Here is a 660-nt window from a genome sequence, read left to right on the forward strand (position 1 = left end):
CATGATAGGAGTTTTTACAAATCTTTTCAATGATAATGCAATGAACGCATTTATTCGTTTACAATCCAGGCTTTGAACCTATTAGATCCAGCCACGGAAACGTGAAGCTTCAGCCATTTTTCTTACACCAATCATATAAGCGGCAAGACGCATATCAACTCGTCTAGATTGTGCAAGTTCGTAAATATTATTAAAAGATTTCACAAGGATTTTTTCAAGCTTTTCGTCCACTTCTTCTTCAGACCAGTAATATCCTTGATTATTTTGCACCCATTCGAAGTAAGAAACGGTAACTCCGCCAGCAGAAGCCAGGACATCAGGTACAAGTAATATGCCACGATCCGTTAAGATTTGTGTCGCTTCAATTGTTGTTGGACCATTTGCTGCCTCGACAACGATAGAAGCTTTAATATCTGCAGCATTTTCTTCCGTAATTTGATTTTCAATAGCAGCCGGAACTAAAATATCGCAATCCAATTCAAGCAGCTCTTTATTTGAGATTGTGCTTTTAAACAATTTAGTCACGGTTCCGAAACTGTCTCTACGATCTAGAAGATAGTCGATATCCAAGCCTTCAGGATCATGCAGAGCACCATAGGCGTCTGAAATCCCAATCACCTTAGCACCTGCATCGTGCATGAATTTAGCTAAGAAACTACC

At 39.4% G+C, this 660-nt stretch carries 1 protein-coding gene; it reads right to left on the bottom strand.

All coding sequences use genetic code 11. The features are described 5' to 3' along the window. Window positions 1–81: 81 nt before the first annotated feature. Window positions 82–660, bottom strand: a 579-nt coding sequence (locus AC1DUW_RS31650) for a Glu/Leu/Phe/Val family dehydrogenase (protein ID WP_477644555.1), incomplete at its 5' end; no start/stop codon positions are given.

Source organism: Peribacillus sp. P4_C12, assembly GCF_056402095.1.